Origin of the sequence: Nocardiopsis sp. EMB25 (assembly GCF_026797795.1) — a bacterium.
In the GTDB taxonomy this organism is placed as follows: Bacteria; Actinomycetota; Actinomycetes; order Streptosporangiales; family Streptosporangiaceae; genus Nocardiopsis; species Nocardiopsis lucentensis.
Genome location: NZ_JAMTDN010000001.1, coordinates 4,892,017 through 4,913,579, shown reverse-complemented (window position 1 = coordinate 4,913,579; position 21,563 = coordinate 4,892,017). Strand labels below are relative to the sequence as shown.

Here is a 21,563-nt window from a genome sequence, read left to right as displayed (position 1 = left end):
GTTTTTTGGGTCCTCCGCTTCGCTTCGGACCGTGTTCGGGCGTCCGTGAGGCAGGGATTCTGCCCGCCCGTCGCCCTCCACCACCCTCAACGGACGCCTGCGGCGCGGTTCTTCCTCCGGCGGCGCCTGTCGCTCGTTCCTCGCTACGCGGCTTGCCTCGCCCGCCCGTCGCCCGCCACCACCCTCAACGGACGCCTACGGCGCACCCCTATCCATAAGAACCCTGCCGACGCCCGAACGACACCCCCTCGGATGACCGTTCCAAGAAACAGGCCCTGGGACCCCCTACCCGCGGACTCCGCCCGTTCGGTGGGACGCCCGGCTCCCCCACGTCCCGCGCGGCTTCGTCCAGCCCCCGTTCCTGCGCATGGACCGCAGGTAGAGCCTGCTCGGCAGCGCGCGGAGGGCGTGCGGCAGACGCGGGTACACCGTGCGGGTCACCCGGACCACGCGGTCGAACCGCCGTTGTCGGGCGGGGGACCAGGGGATCCCGAACCCCTCGCGCAGCTCGGGAGGGAGCAGTCCGCCCGCGAGGAACCGCTGGACCGACGTGATCGGCCACCACAGCCGGTTGGCGGGTCGGAAGATCTGGCGGGAGAGGCGAAGAGCCGTCTCGCCCACCTCCAGCCGTCCGACCGCGTCCGCCCAGTAGGCGTCGAAGGCCTCGGGGGTGGCGGGCCACTCCTCCTCGGGCAGCCCCAGGGCGGTGGCGAACACCGCCGCCTCGCGGAGGAAGACGGGGTACTCGTCCTCGTCGATCTCGCCGACGGTCAGCTCGTACAGCCGCGTCCACGTGTGGAACAGCGTGGCGGCCACCCAGAGCAGGAGGTCGTGGTCGAGTGCCCGGTACCCGGGACCGTTCACCCGGCGGTGCATGGCGCGGACGATCGCCTGGACGCGCGCCCGCTCCTCGTCGGTGCCGAGGGAGGTGCCGTACACGTAGTAGAGCGTGCCGCGCAGGCGGTCGAGGGGGCGTGAGGTGAAGTCGCTGTGGTCGTGTACGCCCTGGGCGACGCTCGGGTGGGCGATCTGGAGCAGGATGGCGTACGCGGCGCCTCCGAGCAGGCTGGCCTCGGAGTGGATTCTGCGCAGTGGCGACTCTTCGGACGATCGGCCCATGCCTGGATCGTAGGACACGTACCGTTCCCGGCGGATACGGCGCGCCCGTGCGTGTGGTGTGACTCGGTCACGGGCGCGCGGGTCGCGTGGTACGGGGTCCGACCGGCCCTGGTGGCACTCACTTTACGGGACAGGAAAATATAACCTCGAAGACAGGTCTGGTCGGCGTGCCATGCCTGTGGAACCCTTTTTCAACCGATTCCTGGGTGGACCACGGCGTCTATCTGTTAAGTATATTTCCAGTTGAGGGTGGAAATGGTCGCCGCAGTGACGTCAGTACCAGTGGATCCGAGGGGGCGCGGGGTTCCCGCGCTGGTACGGACTCCCGTGTTCGCACCGGTCGCGCGGGTGTCTTGACGGGCGGTAGGGGTCTCCCTACCGTCTTCCGAAGCGGGTGGAATGGACTTTTCACGGAAACCTGGAAAACCACGACAAAGTAGTCAGATTCGTTCCGGGAATATCCGAATCCGTGAACGGTGGCCGCCCGCCCTGGGCTCGAAGGGGCCCGGGTCGTCCCGCTACGGCCCCGGACACTCCGTACCGCGCCGGACTCTCCGGGGCCGTGACCCGTCACGAAGGGTTCGCAGATGAAGATTCGCGGCAGACTCCGCTCATTCGCCGCCGTCGCCGCCGCGACGGCCATGACCTTCACCCTGATGCCCGCCGGCGTGGCCAACGCCCACGGCTACGTCTCCTCTCCCCCCAGCCGTCAGGCCCAGTGCGCCGCAGGGGTCGTGGAGTGCGGCTCCATCAAGTGGGAGCCGCAGAGCGTCGAGGGCCCCAAGGGGCTCTCCAGCTGCTCCGGCGGCAACGCCCGGTTCGCCGAGCTCGACGATGACAACTACGGGTGGGACGTCACCCCGGTCAGCTCGACCCTCACCTTCACCTGGACGTTCACCGCCGCCCACGCGACGACCGACTGGGTGTACTACGTCGACGGGCAGGAGGTCGCCAGGTTCGACTACGGGGGCCACCGCCCGCCGTGGACCGTGGCCCACACCGTCGACCTGAGCGCCTACAGCGGTCAGCACAAGATCCTCGCCGTGTGGAACATCGCCGACACGGCCAACGCCTTCTACTCCTGCACGGACGTCAACATCGGCGCGGCCGTCTGACCTGACGGGACCGTCCCCCTCCGGCTCCCGGCCCGGCCCCTCCCCGGGCCGGGATCTGCAACCCCGCGGTGCTCCCGTCCCCGCCAGTGGTGCGAACACCCCCCGGGCACGTGGCGTTCCCCCCACCCCGACTCGGCGAGCCCGGCCCATGGTCCGGGACGCTCCCCGGTCCCTAGGTTCGGGGCATGAGCACACGTGCGGCCGACGGCCCCTCCACACGGCCCGAACCGGGGCGGCGGATCCTCGACCTCGACGCTCTGCGCGGCTTCGCGCTGCTGGGGATCCTCGTCGTCAACATCGGCTTCTTCGCCTCCGGATACGCCTTCCACCAGGTGCACGACCCCGCCTTCACCTCACCGCTGGACCGGGGTACGCACTGGTTGGTGGCGATGTTCTTCGAGATGAAGTTCTACCTGCTGTTCTCGTTCCTGTTCGGGTACGGCTTCACGCTCCAGTTCGACTCGGCCCGGCGGCGGGGCGTCGGCTTCACCGGAAGGTTCCTGCGGCGGCTGGTGGGACTGTTCGCCATCGGGGCCCTGCACGCGGTGCTGCTGTTCCAGGGCGACATCCTCACCACCTACGCGGTACTCGGACTGGTCCTGCTCGCCCTGCACCGGGCACGGGCGCGTACGGCTGTGATCGCGGCGGCGGTGCTGGTCGGCCTCGTCGCGGTCATGATGCGCTGGGCGGGGATGAGCGGGGCGGCCCCCTTCGACGAGGAGACCGCCCTGGCCGCGGGAGAGGCGACCACGGCCGCGCTCGCGGGTGGCCCGCTGACCGTCATCGGCGAACACCTGGAGAGCCTGCCGCGCATGCTCGTCACGCTCGTGGGCGTACAGGGTCCGGTCGCGCTCGCCGCGTTCCTGGTGGGGCTGGCGGTGGGACGGCACCGGGTCCTGGCCGACGCGGGCGCCCACGACCACACGCTGCGCCTGATCCAGTGGGTGGGCTTCCCGGTCGGCCTCGTCGGATCCCTGGTCCTGGCCGATCTGGGAGGTACCGCCGACCTCTACGCGCTCTCCCTGGCCCTGCTCACCGCCCCGTTCCTCAGCGCCGCCTACGCCGCGACCCTGCTCCGCCTCTTCCAACGCGGTCGCGGTCGGCGGATCGCCGCCGCGCTCGCCCCCGCCGGACGGATGGCCCTGTCCAACTACCTCGGCCAGTCACTGGTCTGCGCGCTGCTGTTCACCGGGTTCGGCCTTGGGCTGGTGGGACGGGTCGCCCCGCCGTTCGTGCTGCTGATCGCGGTCGTCCTCTTCGCCGTGCAGCTGTGGCTGAGCGCGTGGTGGATGGCGCGGCACCGGTACGGCCCGGCCGAGTGGTTCCTGCGTGCCGTCACGAACCTGGAGGTCCCCGACTGGCGGCGGCGCGAGGGTCGGCCGGACCGTGCGGACGCGGATCTCAGCGGGGCACCTCGCTGAGCAGGTCGACCACGCCCGTGCCGTCCTCCTCCGCACCGCCGCGGGCCAGGCGGAGCTCCATCAGGCGCGTGTACGGGCGGAGGAGTTCGGTGCTCACGCCGCGCTCCTCGGCCGTCCGTAGCAGGGTGGCGTTCCCCCTGACCTGCATGGCGAGGTTGGAGGCGACGCCGGTCGTGTAGTCGCCGCTCTCCAGCCGCCGCGCGGTGTCGGGGACGGCCGAGGCCATGGCGGCCAAGAAGTCGGAGAGCAAGGCACCGAACCGCGCCAGGTCCACGTCCGCGTCGCGGACCAGGGCGAGGCCGTGGGCTGCCCCGGCGAACATGCCGCTCATCGCGCTGAGCAGGGCGACGTCGTGCAGGGCGGCGTGCCCGGCGTCCTCGCCGACGAATCTGGTCGTGAGGGGCACGGACAGGGTGCGTTCGTGACGGGCGAAGGCGTCAGCGGAACCGCTGTAGAAGACGTAGCCGCCCGCCTCGGGGGCGGCGACCATGGTCGGGACCGCCATGATCCCGCCGCTGACGAACCGGGCGCCCCGGGCGCTCGCCCACTCCGCGCGTGCGCGCGCCTCCTCTGGCGTGCTCGTGGTGACGTTGACCAGGTCCTTCCCGGTCAGGTCGGCGTCGGAGAGCACGGCGCCCACGGAGGCGTCGTCCCACAGGACGGTGACCACCAGGTCGCTCGCGGCGACCGCGTCGGCGGCCGTGGCGGCGACGTCGGCGCCCTCCGCTGCGAGGGGTTCGGCTCGGGCGGCGGTGCGGTTCCAGACGGTCACCGGGTGACCGGCGGCGCGCCAGGCGCGGGCGAAGGCGGCGCCCATGTCGCCGAGGCCGAGGACGCAGACGCGGGGCTTTTCGATCGTGTGTTCGGTCATGTCGACTAGGGTTCATGCAGGACTCGGGTGCCCACAAGTACGCACTTCGAAGTGAGTGCGCACCTCGGGGTAAGCGTGCAGGTGAAGGAGGGGAGCATGCGCGAGTCACGCAGGCCCGGCGCGTACGGCTGCGGTCTCGACGCCGCGCTCGACGTGATCGGGGGCAAGTGGAAGGTCGTGATCGTCTGGGCGCTGGAGGAACGGCCGCGACGGTTCGGTGAGCTGCGCCGCATGGTGAAGGGCGTGTCGGAGAAGGTGCTCGCCGCCCACCTGCGGGAGCTGGAGGAGGACGGCATCGTGCGCCGCGAGGATTTCGGGGAGGTGCCGCCGCGTGTCGAGTACTCGCTGACCCCGATGGGGGTCTCCCTCAACGCGGCGCTCGGGCCGCTCGGAGCCTGGGGGGACGTACACGTTCGCGGCGTCGCCCCCCACTGGGCGGATGCGGTCGACCGGTGACGGGACGGGCCGGGCCACCGGCGGGACGGCTCGACCGTCGCCCGGGGCGGGGCCTGACACCGGCCTTCCTCCCCCCGGCCGGTGTCGTCGGACGGCACCCCTCGGGTGACCGTTCCGGGAAACAGGCCCTGGACCGGTGAGAACGCCGCGAGGCCGTGCCGGGGCGTCGTGCGGCAGGGCACGTGTCCGCGGAACACGCCGTGGGGGTGACCCGGCTTCGGTGGCCGGTATGTGCCATTCCGGGGGTAAGGCGTACTTTCGGTGTTCGCGGCGTGGGACCATACGTGGCGTCAGGTGCCGACTCTCCCCCGGATGGACCCTCGCTCATGGGACAGCCCCCTCAACCGCCTCAGCCGGGCCCACCGCCCCCTCACGGTCAGCCGGGGCAGCCCTCGTCCCCGGGGGTTCCCGGGCAGCAGCCCCCGCCCCGACCGGGGCAGCCGGGCCAACCCGGCCCGTTTCCCCAGGCGGGGCAGCCGGGCCAACCCCCGTTCCCGGGGAACCCGGGGCAACCCCAACCTCCGCATGGGTACCCCGCGCCACAGGGGCATCCTGTTCCTCCTGGCCAACCGGTGTCGCCGCCGACCGCCGCGCGGCCGCCCCGCAGGGCCCTGACGGTGACCGCCACCGCCCTCGCGACCCTGGTCGTCGCGGGAAGCCTCACCTGGACCGTGCTCTACGCCCTCTCCCCCTTCGGGTCCTCCGGCGTGAGCCCCGCCAGGGGGCTGCCCGCCGACCCGTGCACGGTCGTCAGTGAGGAGCTCCGCGACGACCTCGACGCGGAGGTCTCCTCCTGGAGCGTGTCCAACTACTCCAGCGGGTGCGGCTGGAATGTCTCCATGCATGGTCAGGACGAGGTCTCCCTGAGAGTCTTCCACTCCGTGCCGATGTCGGAGGCGGACGCCGAACTGGCCGAGGAGCTGTCCGACGAGGACGTCCCCCGGGACGCCGAGACGATGTACGAGGACGAGGTCGAGTCCGCCGGAGAGCTCGCCGCCGTGGTCGAGGGATCGACGACGGAGATCGTCGGTACCGAGGAGGCGGATCTCGGCCTCGGGGACGAGAACGTGCTCGTCCTGGCGGACATCGCCTACGAGTACGAGTCCGGCACCACCCAGCGCGTGAGCGTCGTCGTGCGCGAGGGAGACGTCGTGAGTTCGCTCCGGGTGACCCTGCCGAGCGGCGGTGACGACCTCGACGCCGCCGGGGCCGAGGAACTGCTCACCGACGTGATCGCCGACGTGTTCGGATAGCCGCCCTTCCCCAGACGCACGGGGCGCCGCCCTGTGGACGGCGTCCAGACGACAGGAGACCCCCGCCATGCAGCAAGGCCCCGCCCAGTACCCCGCCGCCCCCACGCCCCCGCCCGTCCCACCGCCCGTGAGGAGGGGCGGTACCGGGCGCACCGTGGGGATCACCGTGGCGGCGACGCTCGCGGCCTACGTCGCGGTGGCCGGGGCGGCCGGGACGGTGTTCGCCCTGACCGGTTCGGGCACGGCCGCACCGGAGCCGGTGTTCGACGAGCTGCCCGGTGATCCGTGTGCCGCCGCGACGGGGTCGGAACTGGGTGCCCTCTCAGCCGCACTGCCGGGTCAGGGGTACTACGACGGCGGCATGAGGTGCAATTGGGTCGCCGAGTTCTCCGACGGAACCGTGGGGCGCTTGACGGTCTCCTTCCAACTTCCCCACGACGACGACTACGAGGCCGTCGTGGATGAGGAGGAGGCGGAGCGGGAATACGACGAGGAGGCGGAGGATCTGCTCGGGGAGGCGGAGTACCAGTGGCGGGACGTCATCGAGTCTGACGAACTCGACGGCCTCGGCGACGAGGCGCTGGTCTCGCACTACGTCGTGGGGAGCGGTGAGGAGCCGCGCAGTCAGGCCGACGTGCTGGTGCGTGTGGGCACCGTCCTCATCGAGGTCTCGGCGGGCGAGGCCTACGGTAGCGCCACCGGCGAGGCCGACTTCGTCGACGACGAGGAACTGCTCATCGCCGTCGCCGAGCGCGCGGTGACCATGCTGGAGGAGCGTGAGTGACCACCCGGATCCCTGAACGGGTCTACCGGGACAGAGCACCGGCCAGGTCGGACAGTCCGCCGCCGGCGGCCAGCGACCGGCCGACGCCCACCCCGAGCGCGCCCGCGCGCAGGTACTCGGGGGCGCTCGTCGCGTCGACGCCCCCGGTGGCCACCACGCGCAGCTCCGGGAACGGTCCGCGCAGGGCCGGGATCCAGCCCGGCCCCAGCAGGTGCGCGGGGAACGCCTTGACCGCGGTGAGCCCGAGCCGCACCGCCTGACCGACCTCGGTCGGTGTGGCCGCGCCGGGTAGGAACGGGACCCCCATGCGGTCGGCCTCGGCGACGGTGTCGGCGTCCAGGCCCGGTGCCACGCCGAACCTCGCACCGGCGTCGACGGCGCGTCGGAGCCGCTCGGGGGTGGTGAGGGTTCCGGCGCCGACGTCGAAACGCCCCTCGGCGGCCCGGACGACCGCCTCCAGCGCGGGCAGGCCCTCCTCGCGCTCCAGCGTGACCTCGACCAGCCGCACACCGGCCCGCCAGGCCTCCCGGGCGGCGGAGACCGCGTCGTCGGGGGAGACACCTCGCAGGATCAGCATCAGGGGGACGGGGGACAGCCCGTCGGTGAAGTAGTCGGCCCAGACGGCGATCGGGCGGTGCGGCGCCCCGCCGCCGTCGGGGGACGCGGTGGTGGTGGACGTACTGGTCATGGCTGGCTCCAACCCAGTTCCTCGCTGATGTCGCGTGCGGTGGCGGTGAGGTCCCCGGTGAGGGCGAGCAGGCCCGGCCGGTCGAGGACCATGCTGGGCGCCGAGACCGAGATCGCCGCCGTCACCTTCCCGGAGGCGTCGAAGACGGGCGCGGCGACGCAGTGGACGAACTCCTCGTGCTCGAAGTCGTCGAGCGCCCATCCGCGCTCCGCGGTCAGGGCGAACTCCTCGTCCAGCGCCGCCCGGTCCGTGCGGGTGTTGGGTGTGCACCGGGCGAACGGCGGGTCGCCGAGAAGGGCGTCGCGCTCGTGCTCCGGCAGATGGGCGAGGATCGCCTTGCCGATGCCGGTGGCGTGCAGCGGGGCGAGCGCGCCGATGTGGGAGTACATGCGCACGGCGTGGCGCGACTCGACCTTGTCCAGGTACACCACGCGGTCGCCCTCCAGCGCGCCCAGGTGGATGGTCTGACCACAGGCGGCGCCCAGGTCCCGGAGGTGCCGGGCGGCCAGGCCGCGCACGTCGAAGCCCTCCAACGCGGCGGCGGCGAGGGTGGCCATCCGGGGCCCCAACTGGTACCTGCCGTCGTCGGCGCGGCGCACGAACCGCTGCTCCTCCAGGGTGCGCAGCAGGCGGAGCGAGGTCGTGCGGTGCACGTCCAGGCGGCGACCGAGCTCGCTGATGGTGGTCGGTCCGTCGGCCAGCTCCACCAGGATGCGCATGGCGCGTTCGACGCTGTTGGACACCGCGGTCCTCCCCCTCGGTTCGTCACTGCGGGCGCGGCCCCAGGTCAGGGCCGGAGCCAGTCTCGCAGGCGGTGGGGACGCGCGGCCGCGTGGGCGGGATGTCCCCGTGGATCCCCAGGACGACCCCGGCCAACCGGGCGCCCTCCGCCAGGCAGTCCGGGACCGGGGACCCGTCCAGCAACCGCGTGAGGAACCCGGCGGCGAAGGCGTCGCCGGCGCCGACCGGTTCGACGACCTCGACCCTGGGCGCGGCCTGGAACCAGGATCGTCCGTCGCGCACGGCCGTGGCGCCCTCGGCGCCCTGCTTGACGATGATCAGGTCGGGGCTTCGACGTCCGGTTCCCCGCAGGAGGTCGCACAGTTCCGGAACGTCGGTCACCCCCCACAGCGATTGGGCCTCGTCGAGTCCGCAGAAGACCACGTCGGCGCGTCGGGCGAGGTCGAGCAGGGTTCCGGCGTTGCGGGCGCCGTGCAGCGCGGGCCGGTAGTTCACGTCGAAGCTGCGCAGGGTGGCCTCGGGGGCGGCGTCCAGCAGCTCCTCGACCAGCCCGTGCGCGGACGCGGACAGGGCCGCGGTGATCCCCGAGGTGTGGACCAGGCGGGGACGCAGTCGCCAGATCTCGGCGGCGTCCTCCCCGCCGAGGGCGGAGGCGGCCGATCCGCGGCGCCAGTAGCGCACGCGGGTGCCGTCGGGGCCCGGTTCCTTCATGTACAGGCCGGTGGGGCGTTCGGGGTCGGTGCGGACGACGCAGCGCACCCCGGCGGCGGCGAGGCGGTCGCGGATCCGCTGTCCGAAGGGGTCGTCGCCCAGGGCGCCGCGCCAGGCCACCGGCCGCCCCGAGCGGGCCAGGTGCACGGCGACGTTCGACTCCGCTCCACCGATCTCCGCGCGGAACAGCGGCGCGGTGTCCGCGGCGTGTCCAACGGTTCCCTCGGGGACGAGCAGCGCCATCGTCTCGCCCACGCACACGGCGTCCACCGACCCGGGATCGCCGTCCGGGCCACCGGCGGGGGAGTCCGCCCTGTTCCCAGTCCGTTGTGGTTCGTTCACTCACGACCTCCCGTTCGTCGTCCGCGTCACACGGGGTGTTGACCCGCGACACAGCCGAATGCTATTCCTTGCGATGAGAAATACGCAACACTGCTGCACATAGCGCAGCATCGAAGGGAATGGTCGGTGTGTGGGACCTGTTGCTGCGCGGCGGTCGCGTCATCGACCCCGCGTCGGGGCGTGACGAGACCGCTGACGTCGCCGTCCGCGCGGGACGGATCGCCGCCGTCGCCGCGGGGCTCCCCGGGAGCCGGGCGGCACTGACCGTCGACGTGTCCGGCCGACTGGTCCTGCCGGGGCTGGTCGACGCGCACACGCACGTGTGGCACGGCGCCACCTACTGGGGGCTCGACCCCGAGCCCCTGGCCTGGCGCACGGGCGTGACGACCTGGGTCGACGCCGGATCCGCCGGTGCCTACGCCATGGAGGGACTGCGCCGCGCCGTCGCCGACCCCTCGCCGCTGCGCGTGCACGCGCTGATCAACGTCTCCGGGCTCGGGCTCGTCGGTCGCACGGGGGAACACCACGTACTGGAGAACCTCGACGTGGACGCCGCCGCCGCGGTCGCCGCCCAGCACGGTGACCTGGTCCGCGGCGTCAAGGCACGCATCGACCGCCACACCGTCGGCGAGCACGGCCTGGAGCCGCTGCGCCGGGCCGTCGAACTCGCCCGGCGGTTGGAGCGCCCGCTCATGGCGCACATCGGTTACGGTCCGCCCGACCTCGCCGACATCGCGCCCCTGCTCACCGAGGGCGACATCCTCACCCACTGCGCCACGGGTGTGGCCGCCGGCCTCGTCGCCGACGGCCGGCCCACGGACACCTTCCTGCGTCTGCGCGACGCCGGCGTGCTCTTCGACCTGGGACACGGATCGGGCGCCTTCGACTTCGCCGTCCTCGAAACCGAGCTGGCCGCCGGGATCGAACCGATCGTCTCCACCGACCTGCACGTCCGCTCCGTCCACGGCCCCGCCTTCGACATGCCGACCGTGATGGGCAAGGCTCTGGCCGCCGGAATGGGGCTCGCCGAGACGGTGGCGGCCGCCACCGTGCGACCCGCCCGGGCCCTGGGGATCGACGCCGGGACCCTGGAGGTCGGGGCGCGGGCCGACATCGCCGTCTTCGAGACCGAGTACGGCCGCTTCCCCACCGTCGACGTGCACGGGGGCGTCCGTGAGTCCCCCCTCCGCCTGGCCAACACCGCCACCTACGCCGCGGGCCGACTCCTGCCGCCGCTGGCCGCCGCCCCGCCGCCGGTGTGGGTCCCCCTCAGCTCGGCCCAGCGCGGCGCCGAGGCCGACCGCCGCGATCGAGTCCGGACCTCCGTCCGGCATCTGGACCGGCCCGAGGACTTCGACGAACCCTTTCCGCGCCCGGATCGGGTGCCGGGGCACGGGCACCCGGAACGGACCCTCGGAACCGAGGACACGACCACCACGGAGGGAACGCGATGACCGGCACCACGACCGAGCACGTCGCAGGGGGCTCCGTCCCGTCCCCGATCGCCGGAGCGGGTCTGCCCGCCGCGCCGTTGGCCGCCCTGGACACCGCGCCGGTCGAAGCGCGTTCCCTGCCGGCCAGCCCCACCACGGCCGCCGCGGTCCGGGCGGCCGGACTCCGTCTGAGCGACCTGTGGCTGCCCGCCGTCACACTCGACGAGGCCGCGCTGCGGCACAACCTGGACCGGTTCGCCCGTTGGTGCGCCGACCACGGCGTCGACCTCGCGCCGCACGGCAAGACCACCATGTCACCGCACCTGTGGTCGGCGCAGCTGGAGCGGGGAGCCTGGGGCCTGACCGCCGCGACCGTCGCCCAGGCCCGCGTCATGCGCGCCCACGGGTCCCGCCGTGTCCTGATCGCGAACGAGATCGTCGAGGACGGGCAGCTCGCCTGAGTGGCCTCGGTCCTGGCCGACCCGGACTTCGAGCTCCTGTGCCTGGTGGACTCCGCCGCGGGAGCGCGGATCATGGAGTCGGCGCTGGCCGGGGCCGCGCGCCCCCTCCCGGTGCTCGTGGAGTTGGGCGTCGAGGGCGGGCGCACCGGGGTTCGGGGCGTGGACGACGCGCTGTCCCTGGCCCGGCTGGTCGCCGCCAGTCCGCGGCTCACGCTCGCCGGGGTCGAGGCGTTCGAGGGCGTCTTCCCGCAGCGCCGGGACGACGACTCGCCCGAGCGGGTGCGCCGTTGGCTGGACGCGCTGCCCGAGTTCGCGCGGCGCGCCGACGCCGAGGGCCTGTTCGCGGAGGCGGACGAGGTGATCATCACCGCGGGTGGCAGCAGCTACCCCGACCTGGCCGCCGACGCGCTGTTGGAGCCGTCCGGCCTGTCACGCCCGGTCCGGCGGATCATCCGTTCGGGCTGCTACGTGACCCACGACGACCTGTTCATGGAGCGCGCGTCCCCCCTGCGCTCCGCCGCTGACGACGACCCGCTGCGTCCCGCGCTCACCTGCCACGCGCGGGTGCTCTCCCGACCCGAGCCCGGTCGGGCCCTGTTGGGAGTCGGCAAGCGCGACGTGTCCTTCGACATCGACCTCCCCGTTCCCCGCGTCCTGGTGCGGGGGGAACGCAGGATCCCCCTCACGGGCACGGCGCGCGTCGTCGCACTCAACGACCACCACGCCTTCCTCGACGTCACCGGTACCGGCCCTGATACGCCGGCCGTCGGCGACGTCGTCGAACTGGGGCTGTCCCACGCGTGCACGGTGTTCGACAAGTGGCCGCTGATTCCGGTGCTCAATGGTGAACACCGGGTCGTGGACGCCGTTCGCACGCTGTTCTGACCGCGTCGGGACCCGACGCGCCCCACACTCGTATCGCACAACCACATCGCACCATCGAGGAGCAGGACATGGCTGGCAAGAAGCAGATCGTCACCGCCCCGGACGCCGCGCCGCCCGGGGGGCCGTACTCGCAGGCGGTCATCGCTGGTGACTTCGTCCATCTCGCGGGCGCCACCCCGCACCGCGCCGACCGCTCGCTGGTGGACGGGTCCTTCGAAGAGCAGGCCCGCGCGACCTTCGACAACCTCGCCACCGTGGCCGAGGCCGCCGGGTCGAACCTGGCCGACGCCGTCCAGGCAAGGGTCTACCTGCGCGACCTCGACGACTTCCAGGCGATGAACACCGTCTTCGCCGAGTACTTCGGAGACGAGCCCCCGGTACGCACCACCATCCAGGCGGACCTTCCCGGATTCCTCATCGAGGTCGACGCGGTGTTGTACAAGCCCGCTCGGTAGGCGGTATCCGTCTCTGGTCCTTTGCCTCGTCCCGGTCCGTCCCGCGCGCACGCGTCGGACGGACCCCACCCTCCTCATCCGCTCCGGACCTTCTGTGGTCACTGAGCGTCATCCCCCCATGACCTTTGGACGTATGTCATGATCGAAACGCATATGGGCTACTTGGTGGCCCTGTTCGCCGCTGTCCTGTTCATGCTCGGTATCAGCTGGTGGGTGGCCCGCCGCACCAGCGGTGGCGAGGACTTCCTGCTCGCCGGACGCAAGCTCGGCACCCCCTTGCTGATGGGCAGCGCGCTGGCCACCCTCGTCGGCACGGGGTCGACCCTCGGTGCCATGGGCTTCGCCTACGAGAACGGCTGGGCGGCCGCGCTGTACGGGATCGGCGGCGCCATCGGCGTCTTCCTGCTCGTGTGGATCTTCGCCAACGTGCGCGAACACGGCTTCATGACCTTCTCCGAGGAGATGAGCTACTACTACGGCGCCAGCCGGGCGGTGAAGGGCGTCGTGGCGGTCCTGCTGTTCCTGGCCTCGGTCGGCTGGCTGGGCGCGCACATCATGGGCGGGGCGATGTACCTGTCCTTCCTCACCGGGATGGACGCGAACCTGGCCAAGGTGGTCGTCGCTCTGGGCTTTGGCCTGTACACCGTGGTGGGCGGCTACCTGGCGGTGGTCATCACCGACGCCGTCCAAGGCACCATCCTCTTCCTCGGTTTCACCATCCTCGCCGTGCTGGCCCTGGTGGCCGTGGGCGGGTTCGACGGGATGCACGAGGGGGTCAGCGACGAGGCCGCCTCCATGCTGGGGGTCGGGGCCCTCGGCCCGCTGCCCGCGCTGTCTCTCGCGGTGGTCAACGCCGTGGGGGTACTGGCCACGCCCTCCTTCAGGCAGCGGATCTACTCCGCGGTCAACGTTCGTACCGTACGTCGCAGCTTCCTGCTCACCGGTGTGCTGTTCGCCGTCTTCTCCCTCCTCCCCGCCGTCGCGGGGATGTCGGCCAGCGCCCTGGCGCCCGGGCTGGAGAACCCGGACATGGCCTTCCCGTACCTGGCCACGACCCTCTTCCCGATGTGGGTGGGTGCGTTCCTGCTGGTCGCGGGCCTGTCGGCGACGATGTCCTCGGGCGACTCCGACGCGATCGTCGGTGTGACCATCCTGATGAGGGACATCTCCCAGGTGGTCACGGGACGGCTGCCGAAGGCGGAGCGGCTGGTGGCCTACTCGCGGTGGGCCCTGGCGGCGGTGCTCCTGCTGGCCTTGGCGTTCGCCCTGCTGGCTACGACGATCATCGGCTACATCAACATGATGATCTCCACGGTGCTCACGGGACTGCTGGTGGCCTCGCTCCTGGGCAAGTTCTGGCCGCGCGCCACCTGGCAGGGCGGGATCGCCGCGATGGTCGGCGGATCGGCCGCGGCGCTGGTCGTGAACAACGTCGACGCCTACAGCGACTTCTGGGGGAACGCGGTGCTGCCGTCGCTGGTGGTCGCCCTGATCGCGGGGGTGGTGGTCAGCCTGGTCACCCCGCGCACGACGGTCACTCGGGAGGAGGCGCTGCGCCGTCTGGCGGAGGAGCGCGCGGAGCTGGAAGTGGGGGACCGGGTCCGCGGCGGCGAGACCGGTGAGAGGCAGCGGAGCTGAGACGGGCCCCGCTCGCGGGTCCGGGCGGGCAACGGGGCCGCGTGTCCGTGGCGACACTCATTCCGCGGCACCGTCACGCGATCGGGGAAGGCACTTGACCTCAATTTAGATTAAGGTATCAGGATGGGTCCGTGAACGAACGTGACACACAGGAGATCAGGGATCTGCTGGCCACCCACACCCGGCTGTGGATCGACCACGACATGGACGCCTGGGGCGAGTACTTCACCGAGGACGCGGACTTCGTGACCCATCGCGGCCTCTGGTGGAGGTCGCGCCGGGAGAGCGTCGAGGGGCACGAGGACGTGCCCGCCTCCGTGCTCGGTCAGAAGGCGAACTACTCCCAGGAGGTCGTGAGCGTCCAGGGGATCGCCCCGGGTGTGGCGCTCGTCCACACCCTGTGGACGTGGCCGGGGCACCGGCTCCCGACGGGCGGGGAACCGGAGGACCGGCGCGGTGTCATCACCTACGTGCTGGTGCGGCGCGGGGCCGGATGGAGGATCCGCGCCGCGCACAACACACGGGTGAACGGCCTGGGAGACTTCGGCCCGACGCTGGATCGAAGCGGGGAGCCCGGGGCCGCTCGCGGCTGAACTCCGTCCGGGGCCTCAGGCATCGAAGCGCCTGCGGGCGTCCTCGATGCGGCCGAGGTGCTTCTGGGTCCAGTCGCACATTCCGTCGACCGTCGCGCGCAGGCCCCGTCCCGGCTCGGTGAGGGTGTACTCGACCCGAGGCGGCACGGTGGGGTACACCTCCCGCTCGACCAGGCCGTTGCGCTCCAGCATGCGCAGGTTCTGGGTGAGCATCTTGTGGCTGATGCCCTCGACCCCTTTCCGCAGCTCGCTGAAGCGCAGGGTGCGGTCGCCGAGGGTCTCGATGATCAGCAAAGCCCACTTGTTGGCGACGTCCGAGAAGATCTCCCGCGCCAGGGAGTCCGCGCGCCTCAGGTCCGCGTCCTCGGACAAGTCCTTGAGCTGTTTGGTCACCACGAGGTTCCCCAGTCACTGAAAAGTGCGTTCTTCCATGTCAGCGAACACTCTCCTACGGTTTTCGAGTAACCACAAGAGACCGTGTGTGGGTGGGCACGATCCCACCACACCGAACACGGAGAGAAGGCGGTATGGCCGTCACACTGATGAACCCCGAGGCACTGCCCCAGATCGACGTCTATCGGCAGGTGTCGATCTCCTCCGGGACGAAGCTGGTCTTCGTCGCCGGGCAGGTCGCCTGGGACGCCGAGGGGGTCACCGTCGGCGAGGGCGACCTCGCCGCGCAGGTCGAGCAGTGCTACCTCAACATCGGCGCCGCCCTGACCGGGGCCGGCGGTTCCTTCGACGACGTGGCGAAGCTGACCGTCCACGTCGTCGACTGGACCCCGGACAAGATGCCGGCGCTCCTGGAGGGGATCTCCCGGGCGTCCGCGAAGCTGGGGACCACGCCGGTTCCCCCGGCCACGCTGCTGGGCGTCGCCGCCCTCGACGTCCCGGAGCACCTGGTCGAGATCGAGGCCGTCGCGGTCCTCGACTGAACGGGCGCGCCCGACCACCGCGCGCCGGAAGACGCGCACAACAAAGAACGGGTGCCCACCTGCGTGGACACCCGTTCCTCCGTCGGGGTGGCGGGATGTGAACCCACGACCTCTCTTCGGGCCTTCTCCGCGTCGGACAGCGTGCGGACCCGGAGGTGGCCAGGGCTGTGATGGGAAAGCCTGAAAAGAATGCCCGCCATCCATTCGTAGGACCGCGGGTGTTCTTCTGCGGAGGCTGAATCCGAGGGACCGGTTCGGTCCAACCGGTGGACCAGCCGTACACCCCTGCCACAGAGGAGGGCCACCACGGTTTCGGTCCGAGGTGCCCGACAGCGCGCGTCTGAGAGCCCTGGCATCATGGCGTCCATGATCTCGACTCGAAAGGCTGATGCCGCGTAGACGGCCTGGCGCGCTGCGCGCGAGACAGCTCAGGCCTCTCTTCTGGGAAGATCCGCTTCCTCCTAAAATCAGGGGGCTGTCGGCCCGCACCAGTCTCCTGATCCATCGTGTGGAGAGGCACTCGGGGGACGACCACTACGTCTTCACCGGTGCCACTGCTCGTGCGCTGCGTCGGTACGCGGAGTTCCTGGCTCCGTCGGGACGACGTCCTCTTTACCCCCAGGAGTCAGCGTGCCCGTGCAGGGGCTGCTCGTTCGAAGACGTCAGGCACGCCCGTGATGTTCTCGACGAGATCATGCGGCGGCTTCCCCCCAGGGCACGGGCTGAACTGAAGCGCCGTGTCGCACCCATGGACACGCTGTACCTGAAGCGGACCCTGCCTGATCCGTTCGTTCATCGTCGCCAGTGGCGCACCGACCTCTGGTGGTACCGGCGGCTCTTCGGCAGCGCGGAGAGCGGATGAGGGATCCCCGCCGACCAGACGAAGTCTCCGTGAGCAAGAAGGATCAGGGTGCGCGTGGGCTGCTTGCCCACAGCGCCGGAGCAGGCGCCCCAGGACACCGGTGCGGTTGCGCGACCGGCGTCACCGCGAGTTCGCCCAGGCCCTCAAGGCGGCGAAGCTGGACGGTGTGGGGCTGACACCGCACAAGCTCCGGCACACCGCCGCGTCCCTGGCCATCACCTCCGGGTCCGGCGTCACGCCCGTCCAAGCGATGGACTCCGACCGGACGCGGGCGACGGCCCGCCTTCCCGCCCTCGCCGGGGTGTGAGAACCGGAAGCCTTCCCCGACTCCATGTGCGCCGAATGCGCACCGACCACCGCGCGCCGGAAGGCGCGCACAACAAAGAACGGGTGCCCACCTGCGTGGACACCCGTTCCTCCGTCGGGGTGGCGGGATTTGAACCCACGACCTCTTCGTCCCGAACGAAGCGCGCTGCCAAGCTGCGCTACACCCCGAAGCAACGTCCCCAAGTCTAGCGGACGTGTGGAGTGCTCGCGCACACCTTTCCCGGCCCCCGACGGCGGGCGGCTCAGCCCGCGGCGACGAGGTCCAGCAGCGACGCTTCCGGGCGGCAGCAGAACCGCACCGGCGCGTACGGCGACGTGCCCAGGCCGCCGGACACGTGCAGCCACGCGTCGTCGTACCGGTGCAGCCCCCACGCGCGGCGCCGGTCGATCCCGCAGTTCGTGACGAGCGTTCCGTAGAAGGGCAGGCACAGCTGGCCGCCGTGCGTGTGTCCCGCGAGCAGCAACTGGTACCCGTCGGCGGAGAACCGGCTCAGATTGGCCGGTTCCGGCGAGTGCAGAAGACCCACCCGCACGTCCGCGTGCGGGTCCGCCGGACCGGCGACGTCCTCGTACCGGTCCAGCTCGATGTGCGAGTCGTGCACACCCGCCAGCGCCACGTCCAGACCGCCCGCCTTGAGCGCCCCCCGGTGGTTGTTCAGGTCCAACCAACCCGACGCCGACATCGCCTCGCCCAGCTCACGCCAGGGCAGGTCCGGGGTCCGGCGCTCCTCGTAGTCGGCCCGACTCGTCCGCCACAGGTACCGCGCGGGGTTCTTCAACCGCGGCGAGTACATGTCGTTCGACCCGAACACGAACGCCCCGGGCCGGTCCAGGAGCGGCCCCAGGGCGTCGACGAACGGCCCGACGGCGTCCGGGTGCGCCAGCGAGTCTCCCGTGTTGACCACCAGGTCCGGCTCGTGCGCCGCCAGTCCCCGGATCCACTCGATGAGCATCCTCCGGCCGGGCGTCAGGTGTGCGTCGGACAGGTGCAGGATTCGCAACCGGTCGCTCCCCGGCGGAAGCAGCGGCAACTCGTACCGCCGCAGCCGGAACCAGTTGCGCTCGATCACCGAGGCGTAACCCAGGCCCGCCGCACCGATCGCGCCCGTCACGGCGGCCGCACGCCCGATCCGGCGCAGGACCCGCCCGCTGTCCGTTCCCATCGGCTCTCCTCCATTGGTCGACTCGATCGTCTCAGATGCGCGGTGCGCGTGTTCACAAATCGTTGGTTCCGCCGTGGGCCGCCGCCGTAGGATCGGTGCCATGTCCGAACTCAAAGACCGCCTCAAGAACGACCTGACCACCGCCATCAAGGCGCGTGACACGGTTCGCACCGGCACCCTGCGCATGGTCATCGCCGCGATCTCGACCGAGGAGGCCGCCGGATCCACCCAGCGTTCCCTCGACGACGACGAGATCATCACGCTCCTCACCCGCGAGGCGAAGAAGCGCAAGGAGGCCGCGGAGGCGTTCGACAAGGGCGGACGGGCCGAGCAGGCCGCCGCTGAGCGGGCCGAGAGCGAGGTCATCTCCGACTACCTGCCCGCGCAGCTCTCCGACGAGGAGCTCTCCCAGCTGGTCGCCGCCGCCATCGCCGAGACCGGCGCCGAGGGTCCGCGTGCGATGGGCCAGGTCATGAAGGTGGTCAACCCCCGGATCGCCGGTCGGGCCGAGGGGGCCCGGGTGGCCGCCGAGGTCAAGCGCCAGCTGGCCTGACCCACGACGAAACGGGCGGGGGTGGCGCGCCACCCCCGCCCGTCGTTCACTCGTTCCGCTGCGGTGACGGGAACGGCGACATTGGCTGTACCGGGAACCAGGTCTCGGTGTCCGCCGGGCCGGTCGGCGTGAGGCCGCCCTGGCTCAGGAACACGTTCACCGTGGCGCCCTCCGGCAGGCGTGTGCCCGGGTCGGGGTTGACCGCGGCCACCGTGCCCTCGGGCTGTGAGGAGCGGATCCGGCCGCCGGACACGTTCACCCGGTACCCGGCGTCCTGGAGGGCGGCCACCGCGGCGTCCTCCTCCATGCCGATCACGTCGGGCACGCCGCCTTCGTCTGCGGCCGGGCTGGGCTCCTCGGTCTCCCTGGGCTGCCGGGGCGGTGCCGTGGAGCCGAACTGTGAGGGCGCGGGCGCCAGCTGCTCGACCTCCAGGCCCTCGTGGGCGGCCAGCATGGTGTCATGCCAGATCTGACCCGGGATCGTCGCGCCGAAGACCACGCTGAAGTAGCGGTCGCCGATGGTGACGTTGGTCAGCGGGTGCTGCTGCGGGCCGCGCGGGTCGCCGACGAAGATGGAGCTGGCCATCTGGGGGGTGATCCCGGCGAACCAGGCCGCCGCCGAGTTGTCGGTGGTGCCGGTCTTGGCGCCCGCCGGACGGCCGATGCCCAGGCCGGTGGTGGTGCCGCCGTTGAAGGTCTGCGACAGCAGGAAGGCGACCCCGTCGGCCACGTCCTCGTCGAGCCGCCGCTCGCAGTCCGGCTCGAAGTCGGTGGTCGTGTCGGCCTGCTTGTCCACGATGCGGGTGATCGCCTGCGGCTCGCAGTAGATCCCGCCCGAGGCGAAGGTCGCGTAGGCGTTGGCGACGCGCAGCGGCGAGACCTCCTCACTGCCCAGAGTGAAGCTGCTGTTGGCCAGTGTGTTCGGGTTCTCCGTGAACAGCGTGCCGTCGGCCCGCCGCAGGCCGAGGTTCTCCGCCATCTCGATCACGTCGCACAACCCCACCCGACGCTGGAGCTGGGCGAAGTAGGTGTTGGACGAGGCGCGGGTCCCCGTGACCATGTTGTGCACGCCGTCGTTGCTGTCCCCGAAGTTCGACACGTTCCAGGGCTGGAGACTGCCGCCGTTGCAGGACCGCTGCCCACTCACCGTCATGGTGCCCGGCGCGGGGAAGGAGGTGTTGAACGGCAGCCCCTCGTCCAGGGCCGCGGCCAGAGTGATCGGCTTGAACGTCGACCCGGCCTGGAAGCCCGTGCTCCCGCCCCGGTCGAAGTCGGTGGCGAAGTTGATGGACGTCTCGCCGAGCTTGCTCTCGTCGGGGCCGTAGTTGCGGCTCTGCATCATGCCGATGATGTGGCCGGTGCCCGGCTCGATGATGGCCTGGGCGGCGACCTTGCGGGACTCGTTCTCCCGGGGCACCCAGTCGTCCACGGCCGCCTGGCCCGCCTCCTGCGTCTGCGGGTCCAGGGTGGTGTGGATCTCCAGGCCGGCGGTGCGCAGCCAGCGCGCCCGCTCGGTCTCGTCGGAGCCGAAGCGCTCGTCCGCCTCGATCTCCCGGATCACGTAGTCGCAGAAGAAGGGCTGGTCGCTGGGGACGCAGCCGTTGGGCTCGGTGTCCAGGTCGAGGTCGATCGGGACCTCCTTGGCCTCGTCCGCCTCCTCCTGGGTGATCGCCCCGGTGGCGACCATGCGGTCGAGCACGACGTTGCGCCGCTCGGTGGTCTGCTCGGGGTAGAAGCGCGGGTTGTAGAGGTACGGGTAGCGCACGAGACCCGCGATCGTGGCGGCCTGGTGCAGCTCCAGCTCGCTCGCGGACACCTGGAAGAAGTGCTGGGCCGCGGACTCGACCCCGTAGGCGCCGTCGCTGAAGTAGGCGATGTTGAGGTAGCCCTCGAGGATCTCGTCCTTGCTCATCCGCTGCTCCAGGGCCACGGCGTAACGCAGCTCCCGGATCTTGCGCGCGATGGTCGTCTCACGGGCCTGCTCCAGCTCCTCCTGGGAGGTGGCGGCCTCGATCTGGACGTTCTTCACGTACTGCTGGGTGATGGAGGACGCGCCCTCGACGTCGCCGTTGAGGGTGCGAACGGCCGCGCGGAGGGTGCCGGAGACGTCGATGCCGCCGTGCTCGTAGAAGCTGGCGTCCTCGATGGCGAGGATCGCGTCGACCATGACCGGTGAGACGTCCTCAAGCTCGACCAGCTCGCGGTTCTGGTCGAAGACCTCCGCGATGACGTTGCCCTCGCGGTCGTAGATCGTGGAACGTTGGGGAGGGGGCGGCGTCTCCAGGTTGCTCGGCATGTCGAGGAAGCCGCTGGCGACGTTCCTCGCCGTGATCCCGAGGCCGCCGAGTGCCGGGAGGGCCAGCGCCGCCACGAGGAGTCCCGCGATGGCGCCGACGACGACGAGTTGACTGATTCTTTGAAGCAATGTCCCCTGACCCACCCCATCAGACTAAGTGACCACGAACGCTCGAACAGGTGTGATGTGGAACGGAGGGTGCGTAGCCGTGTCGAATCGCCCGTCGGGGGTCCGGGCGACGCCTCCGGGTCATCTTGTCACGCCCAACGTCCCCGAACGGGGGCGCGGTTCGCTCTCCCGGGCCCCCGGCTCCGAGGGCGCGGGCCCCTCCGTGTGGCTTGGTTCGAGCGGGCCTTATGAGGTGGGACGCGATGGTCGATGGCGGGGTTCGCCTCCCCTGGTGTCCGGTTTCATACGATCAGGTAACGGCTGGGACGCGCCGCCGTTCGCGACGTCCGCCC

General features: G+C 71.3%; 22 protein-coding genes and 1 tRNA gene. 14 read left to right on the top strand and 9 right to left on the bottom strand.

Annotation, left to right across the window (positions count from 1 at the left end; genetic code table 11):
- Positions 1-285: 285 nt before the first annotated feature.
- Entirely contained in the window at positions 286-1,119 is an 834-nt protein-coding gene (locus KIK06_RS21625) for an oxygenase MpaB family protein (RefSeq protein WP_268644878.1), read from the bottom strand.
- A gap of 587 nt (positions 1,120-1,706) precedes the next feature.
- Between KIK06_RS21625 and KIK06_RS21620 the strand changes: the two genes are divergently transcribed.
- A complete protein-coding gene (locus KIK06_RS21620) occupies positions 1,707-2,234 on the top strand; it encodes a lytic polysaccharide monooxygenase auxiliary activity family 9 protein (RefSeq protein WP_017601502.1) in 528 nt (175 codons plus the stop codon).
- A gap of 185 nt (positions 2,235-2,419) precedes the next feature.
- Complete coding sequence (locus tag KIK06_RS21615; protein WP_268644877.1) at positions 2,420-3,655, top strand: DUF418 domain-containing protein; 1,236 nt, start codon at positions 2,420-2,422, stop codon at positions 3,653-3,655.
- Here KIK06_RS21615 and KIK06_RS21610 read toward each other — a convergent pair.
- Positions 3,636-4,526 carry an NAD(P)-dependent oxidoreductase gene (locus KIK06_RS21610; protein ID WP_268644876.1) on the bottom strand — a complete coding sequence of 297 codons (891 nt, stop codon included), beginning with the start codon at positions 4,524-4,526 and terminating at the stop codon, positions 3,636-3,638. The two genes, KIK06_RS21615 and KIK06_RS21610, sit on opposite strands and share 20 nt — an antisense overlap.
- A 96-nt stretch (positions 4,527-4,622) precedes the next feature.
- On the opposite strand from KIK06_RS21610, the gene KIK06_RS21605 reads away from it, so the two are divergent.
- From KIK06_RS21605 to KIK06_RS21595, 3 genes are all read left to right on the top strand, one after another.
- Positions 4,623-4,982 (top strand): winged helix-turn-helix transcriptional regulator, encoded by a 360-nt coding sequence (locus tag KIK06_RS21605; protein WP_268644875.1) that lies wholly within the window; start codon positions 4,623-4,625, stop codon positions 4,980-4,982.
- A 617-nt stretch (positions 4,983-5,599) separates the two neighbouring features.
- The gene (locus KIK06_RS21600) at positions 5,600-6,235 is read left to right on the top strand and encodes a hypothetical protein (protein WP_268644874.1); all 636 of its coding nucleotides are present in this window, start codon (positions 5,600-5,602) and stop codon (positions 6,233-6,235) included.
- 67 nt (positions 6,236-6,302) lie between these two features.
- Complete coding sequence (locus KIK06_RS21595; RefSeq protein WP_268644873.1) at positions 6,303-7,019, top strand: hypothetical protein; 717 nt, start codon at positions 6,303-6,305, stop codon at positions 7,017-7,019.
- A 22-nt stretch (positions 7,020-7,041) separates the two neighbouring features.
- Here KIK06_RS21595 and KIK06_RS21590 read toward each other — a convergent pair whose 3' ends face one another.
- From KIK06_RS21590 to KIK06_RS21580, 3 genes are read right to left on the bottom strand one after another with little or no spacing between them, the layout of a single operon-like run.
- On the bottom strand, positions 7,042-7,707 hold the full coding sequence (locus tag KIK06_RS21590) for a bifunctional 4-hydroxy-2-oxoglutarate aldolase/2-dehydro-3-deoxy-phosphogluconate aldolase (protein WP_268644872.1): 666 nt from the start codon (positions 7,705-7,707) through the stop codon (positions 7,042-7,044).
- Positions 7,704-8,450 (bottom strand): IclR family transcriptional regulator, encoded by a 747-nt coding sequence (locus KIK06_RS21585; RefSeq protein WP_017601509.1) that lies wholly within the window; start codon positions 8,448-8,450, stop codon positions 7,704-7,706. The genes KIK06_RS21590 and KIK06_RS21585 overlap by 4 nt, the downstream gene beginning before the upstream one ends.
- 22 nt (positions 8,451-8,472) lie before the next feature.
- Positions 8,473-9,429, bottom strand: a complete 957-nt coding sequence (locus tag KIK06_RS21580) for a sugar kinase (protein ID WP_268646108.1) — start codon at positions 9,427-9,429, stop codon at positions 8,473-8,475.
- Between the two features lie 200 nt (positions 9,430-9,629).
- Between KIK06_RS21580 and KIK06_RS21575 the strand changes: the two genes are divergently transcribed.
- The 6 genes from KIK06_RS21575 to KIK06_RS21550 all read left to right on the top strand — a co-directional run bounded on the left by KIK06_RS21575 (position 9,630) and on the right by KIK06_RS21550 (position 14,966).
- Entirely contained in the window at positions 9,630-10,955 is a 1,326-nt protein-coding gene (locus KIK06_RS21575; protein WP_268646106.1) for an amidohydrolase/deacetylase family metallohydrolase, read from the top strand.
- Entirely contained in the window at positions 10,952-11,395 is a 444-nt protein-coding gene (locus KIK06_RS21570) for a hypothetical protein (RefSeq protein WP_268644871.1), read from the top strand. The genes KIK06_RS21575 and KIK06_RS21570 overlap by 4 nt, the downstream gene beginning before the upstream one ends.
- Positions 11,396-12,280 carry a hypothetical protein gene (locus KIK06_RS21565; protein WP_268644870.1) on the top strand — a complete coding sequence of 295 codons (885 nt, stop codon included), beginning with the start codon at positions 11,396-11,398 and terminating at the stop codon, positions 12,278-12,280. It abuts the gene before it with no gap.
- 68 nt (positions 12,281-12,348) lie between these two features.
- On the top strand, positions 12,349-12,735 hold the full coding sequence (locus KIK06_RS21560; RefSeq protein ID WP_268644869.1) for a RidA family protein: 387 nt from the start codon (positions 12,349-12,351) through the stop codon (positions 12,733-12,735).
- A 138-nt stretch (positions 12,736-12,873) separates the two neighbouring features.
- Positions 12,874-14,373, top strand: coding sequence for a sodium:solute symporter family protein (locus KIK06_RS21555; RefSeq protein ID WP_268644868.1), 1,500 nt, complete (start codon positions 12,874-12,876; stop codon positions 14,371-14,373).
- A gap of 131 nt (positions 14,374-14,504) precedes the next feature.
- The gene (locus tag KIK06_RS21550; protein WP_268644867.1) at positions 14,505-14,966 is read left to right on the top strand and encodes an SgcJ/EcaC family oxidoreductase; all 462 of its coding nucleotides are present in this window, start codon (positions 14,505-14,507) and stop codon (positions 14,964-14,966) included.
- A gap of 15 nt (positions 14,967-14,981) precedes the next feature.
- Here KIK06_RS21550 and KIK06_RS21545 read toward each other — a convergent pair whose 3' ends face one another.
- On the bottom strand, positions 14,982-15,359 hold the full coding sequence (locus KIK06_RS21545) for a winged helix-turn-helix transcriptional regulator (RefSeq protein WP_241479728.1): 378 nt from the start codon (positions 15,357-15,359) through the stop codon (positions 14,982-14,984).
- 134 nt (positions 15,360-15,493) lie between these two features.
- Between KIK06_RS21545 and KIK06_RS21540 the strand changes: the two genes are divergently transcribed.
- On the top strand, positions 15,494-15,901 hold the full coding sequence (locus tag KIK06_RS21540; RefSeq protein WP_017601519.1) for a RidA family protein: 408 nt from the start codon (positions 15,494-15,496) through the stop codon (positions 15,899-15,901).
- Between the two features lie 962 nt (positions 15,902-16,863).
- On the top strand, positions 16,864-17,070 hold the full coding sequence (locus KIK06_RS21535; protein ID WP_268644866.1) for a hypothetical protein: 207 nt from the start codon (positions 16,864-16,866) through the stop codon (positions 17,068-17,070).
- A gap of 114 nt (positions 17,071-17,184) precedes the next feature.
- Here KIK06_RS21535 and KIK06_RS21530 read toward each other — a convergent pair.
- Positions 17,185-17,258, bottom strand: a tRNA-Pro gene (locus KIK06_RS21530).
- Between the two features lie 74 nt (positions 17,259-17,332).
- Complete coding sequence (locus tag KIK06_RS21525) at positions 17,333-18,253, bottom strand: metallophosphoesterase (RefSeq protein ID WP_268644865.1); 921 nt, start codon at positions 18,251-18,253, stop codon at positions 17,333-17,335.
- A gap of 100 nt (positions 18,254-18,353) precedes the next feature.
- On the opposite strand from KIK06_RS21525, the gene KIK06_RS21520 reads away from it, so the two are divergent.
- Positions 18,354-18,806 (top strand): GatB/YqeY domain-containing protein, encoded by a 453-nt coding sequence (locus KIK06_RS21520; RefSeq protein ID WP_268644864.1) that lies wholly within the window; start codon positions 18,354-18,356, stop codon positions 18,804-18,806.
- Positions 18,807-18,852: 46 nt separating this feature from the next.
- Here the strand turns inward: KIK06_RS21520 and KIK06_RS21515 are convergent, their stop codons facing one another.
- Positions 18,853-21,231, bottom strand: a complete 2,379-nt coding sequence (locus KIK06_RS21515) for a penicillin-binding protein (RefSeq protein WP_268644863.1) — start codon at positions 21,229-21,231, stop codon at positions 18,853-18,855.
- Positions 21,232-21,563 lie beyond the last annotated feature (332 nt).

Excerpts from the sequence above, each read along its gene's own strand:
- KIK06_RS21525 (WP_268644865.1), bottom strand. The coding sequence starts at position 18,253 with ATGGGAACGGACAGCGGGCGGGTCCTGCGCCGGATCGGGCGTGCGGCC.
- KIK06_RS21595 (WP_268644873.1), top strand. The coding sequence starts at position 6,303 with ATGCAGCAAGGCCCCGCCCAGTACCCCGCCGCCCCCACGCCCCCGCCC.
- KIK06_RS21570 (WP_268644871.1), top strand. The coding sequence starts at position 10,952 with ATGACCGGCACCACGACCGAGCACGTCGCAGGGGGCTCCGTCCCGTCC.
- KIK06_RS21625 (WP_268644878.1), bottom strand. The coding sequence starts at position 1,119 with ATGGGCCGATCGTCCGAAGAGTCGCCACTGCGCAGAATCCACTCCGAG.
- KIK06_RS21560 (WP_268644869.1), top strand. The coding sequence starts at position 12,349 with ATGGCTGGCAAGAAGCAGATCGTCACCGCCCCGGACGCCGCGCCGCCC.
- KIK06_RS21620 (WP_017601502.1), top strand. The coding sequence starts at position 1,707 with ATGAAGATTCGCGGCAGACTCCGCTCATTCGCCGCCGTCGCCGCCGCG.
- KIK06_RS21615 (WP_268644877.1), top strand. The coding sequence starts at position 2,420 with ATGAGCACACGTGCGGCCGACGGCCCCTCCACACGGCCCGAACCGGGG.
- KIK06_RS21605 (WP_268644875.1), top strand. The coding sequence starts at position 4,623 with ATGCGCGAGTCACGCAGGCCCGGCGCGTACGGCTGCGGTCTCGACGCC.
- KIK06_RS21555 (WP_268644868.1), top strand. The coding sequence starts at position 12,874 with ATGATCGAAACGCATATGGGCTACTTGGTGGCCCTGTTCGCCGCTGTC.
- KIK06_RS21610 (WP_268644876.1), bottom strand. The coding sequence starts at position 4,526 with ATGACCGAACACACGATCGAAAAGCCCCGCGTCTGCGTCCTCGGCCTC.
- KIK06_RS21540 (WP_017601519.1), top strand. The coding sequence starts at position 15,494 with ATGGCCGTCACACTGATGAACCCCGAGGCACTGCCCCAGATCGACGTC.
- KIK06_RS21520 (WP_268644864.1), top strand. The coding sequence starts at position 18,354 with ATGTCCGAACTCAAAGACCGCCTCAAGAACGACCTGACCACCGCCATC.
- KIK06_RS21590 (WP_268644872.1), bottom strand. The coding sequence starts at position 7,707 with ATGACCAGTACGTCCACCACCACCGCGTCCCCCGACGGCGGCGGGGCG.